4 protein-coding genes are annotated in these 3,147 nt (G+C 36.3%); all 4 read right to left on the reverse strand.

Annotated elements, in window-relative coordinates; genetic code table 11:
- The coding region (gene rplD / locus COZ07_RS07960) for a 50S ribosomal protein L4 (protein WP_406608033.1) at window positions 1-591 on the reverse strand (591 nt) is incomplete at its 3' end.
- Between the two features lie 190 nt (window positions 592-781).
- A complete protein-coding gene (gene rplC / locus COZ07_RS07965; RefSeq protein WP_406608034.1) occupies window positions 782-1,405 on the reverse strand; it encodes a 50S ribosomal protein L3 in 624 nt (207 codons plus the stop codon).
- A 171-nt stretch (window positions 1,406-1,576) separates the two neighbouring features.
- On the reverse strand, window positions 1,577-1,885 hold the full coding sequence (gene rpsJ, locus COZ07_RS07970; protein WP_406608035.1) for a 30S ribosomal protein S10: 309 nt from the start codon (window positions 1,883-1,885) through the stop codon (window positions 1,577-1,579).
- A gap of 302 nt (window positions 1,886-2,187) precedes the next feature.
- Window positions 2,188-3,147 (reverse strand): elongation factor Tu (gene tuf, locus COZ07_RS07975; protein ID WP_406608036.1); only part of this gene is annotated, 960 nt, incomplete at its 5' end.

Raw genomic sequence — 3,147 nt, forward strand, 5'->3', positions numbered from 1 at the left:
GTCTTTGGTAATTATTATTTTTCCTTGATTTATAAGATCATAGGTATTTATTTTAGATACAGGTAAAACCTTTGCTCCCTTAATATTTCTTACTGCTTGTGATATACCATTATCCTCTTTTTCAATTATTATTAATGGTTTTTTGGAGGCTTGCAAATTTTTTAAAATTTCTACCATCCTCTTGGTTTTATTTTCTTCTAAAAATAATTTATCTATAATTATAAATTCTTTATTTTTTACTTTATCTGAAAGCACTGAATTTAGAGCAACAACCTTCATTTTTTTAGATAAAGAAAAGGAATAATCTCTGGGAGCAGGTCCAAATACTATTCCGCCTCCTACCCAAATAGGTGAACGGTTCGTTCCTGCTCTAGCCCTTCCAGTTCCCTTTTGTTTCCAGGGTTTAACTCCTCCACCTCTTACTTCGCTCCTATTTTTTGTGGAAGCAGTCCCTCTTCTCTTGTTAGCTAAATAATGCTTAACTACTTGATGAACAAGATATTTGTTTATTTTAGTATTGAAAATATCATCTCTTAGGGAAATTTCTCCTATATTTTCTCCTTTAATATTTTGAACCGGCAGGTCAATCATAACTAATCCTCCTTCCCTGGTAAGATATTCAAGGGGAATTCTTCCCCTTGAAAACCCCTTAATTCGCCCTCACCGCAATATTTATTACACCCTTGAATATCTTATCTTTAATATTCTTCATAATAAATCATCTTCCTTATTTAAGGTATAGGAATTATTGAAATTCCTATACCTTAAAATATACTTCAAATTATACTATTTTATTAATTATAACCATGGTTCCTTTTGCACCGGGAACTGAACCTTTTACTAAAATTAAATTTCTTCCCAGGTCAACTTTTACTACTTTTATATTTTTCATACTTACTCTGTCACTTCCCATATGCCCTGGCAACTTTTTTCCTTTAAATACTCGAGCCGCATCTGTAGCACCCATTGAACCAACTGATCTAAAATATTCCTTTTGGCCATGAGTCTTTGGTCCTCCTGAAAAATGATGTCTTTTTATTGCACCCGCAAATCCTTTACCTTTAGATATACTTATAATATCTACTTTATCTCCTTCTTTAAAAATATCAACTTTTACTTCCATTCCAGATGAATATTTATTAGAATCATCAACTTTAAACTCCCTCATATATTTTAGAGGTTCAACTTTAAATTTATTAAAATGACCAATTATAGGTTTAGAAACTTTTTTTTTGTTTACTTCCTTAAAACCCAACTGTACTGCATTATAACCATCTTTTTCTAAATTTTTTCGCTGAATCACTCGACAAGGACCAGCTAAAATTACAGTTACCGGAATAGACTCTCCATTCTTAGTAAATATTCTGGTCATTCCTATCTTTTCTCCTAATATTCCTGCTCCCATTTGTACTTCCACCCCCGGGCCTAATATTTTTATTAATATAATTTATATATAATAACATTAACCATTAAAACAATTCAACTTTTTCGATTTAATAAACATTTTTAATTTATCTAATATGCTTCCCTCAAACAATTATAAGAGTAAAATCTTCTGGTTTACCTTATTTATTTTCTATTCCAAAGTTTTAATCTCAATGTCTACTCCTGATGGCAAATCAAGATGCATCAGCGCCTCTATGGTCTTAGTGGAAGGTTCTAAAATATCAATTAATCTCTTATGAGTTCTCATTTCGAACTCTTCCCTCGACTTTTTATCTACATGTGGTGAACGTAAAACACAATACTTATTTATCTCTGTTGGTAAAGGTATAGGACCAGAAAATTTTCCTCCAATTTTTTTTACAGTATCTATTATTTTTAATGTAGAATTATCTAATATTCTGTGATCATAGGCTTGCAAGCGAATTCTTATTTTTTGCATTAAATTTAATTTCACCCCCTTATTATTTTCCTTTTTCGTCGTTCGTTGAATCCTTTTATTTCTTATCCTATTTTTCTCTTTTTTTCATTATTTTATTCTCGTAGGGGGCGGATTTATCCGCCCCAATTCCTTGCGGGTTCGATGAATCGAACCCCTACACTGTTGAGAATTTTCGTATTTAATATCTCGTATTTACTAACGGATAGCGAATAGGTAAGGGCGTATGCAATACGCCCCTACTCCTCTTACTTATCAATACTCATTCGCATTTTATATTTTGTAACGCGATACGCAATACGATTTTATTCTATTATCTCACTTACTACTCCAGCACTGACCGTGTGCCCTCCTTCTCGGATAGCAAAACGGAGCTGTTTTTCCATAGCAATAGGGGTAATCAGTTCAGCAGTAACAGTCACATTATCCCCGGGCATAACCATCTCTACCCCTTCAGGAAGAGTAATTGTACCGGTTACATCGGTAGTCCTGAAAAAGAACTGAGGACGATAACCACTAAAGATGGGGGTATGTCTACCACCCTCTTCTTTAGTTAAAATATAGATCCCGGCTTTAAATTTAGTATGTGGAGTGATACTACCCGGAACCGCTACTACCTGACCTCTTTTAACTTGATCTTTGTCTATCCCTCGGAGGAGGAGACCAATATTATCTCCGGCCTCGGCTTGATCCATCGTCTTACGGAACATCTCTACTCCGGTAACTACGGTCTTTTGCACCTTGGGGGCAAGTCCCACTATCTCGGCAGGGTCACCTATCTTGACTACTCCCCGCTCTAATCTACCGGTAGCCACAGTCCCTCTACCGGTAATAGAAAAGACATCTTCTACGGATAAAAGAAAAGGTTTATCGGTATCCCTCTTAGGAGTAGGAATATAATCATCTACCGCCTTAAGAAGCTTCAGGATCCCACTACACCAGGGGCAATCTTCCTTACCACAAGCACACTTCTGGGCCTTTAAGGCCGAACCTCTGATTACGGGAATCTCCTCTCCCGGGAACTCATATTCACTTAATAGCTCTCTTACTTCCATCTCTACCAGCTCGATCAGTTCAGGGTCATCTACCATATCTACCTTGTTTAAGAAGACCACAATGTAGGGGACTCCTACCTGACGGGCAAGTAAAATATGTTCTCTGGTCTGGGGCATGGGTCCATCGGCAGCAGATACTACCAGAATAGCTCCATCCATCTGGGCTGCACCAGTGATCATATTCTTAATATAGTCGGCATGACCTGGACA

The organism is Candidatus Infernicultor aquiphilus, assembly GCF_002784285.1.
In the GTDB taxonomy this organism is placed as follows: domain Bacteria; phylum Atribacterota; class Phoenicimicrobiia; order Phoenicimicrobiales; family Phoenicimicrobiaceae; genus Infernicultor; species Infernicultor aquiphilus.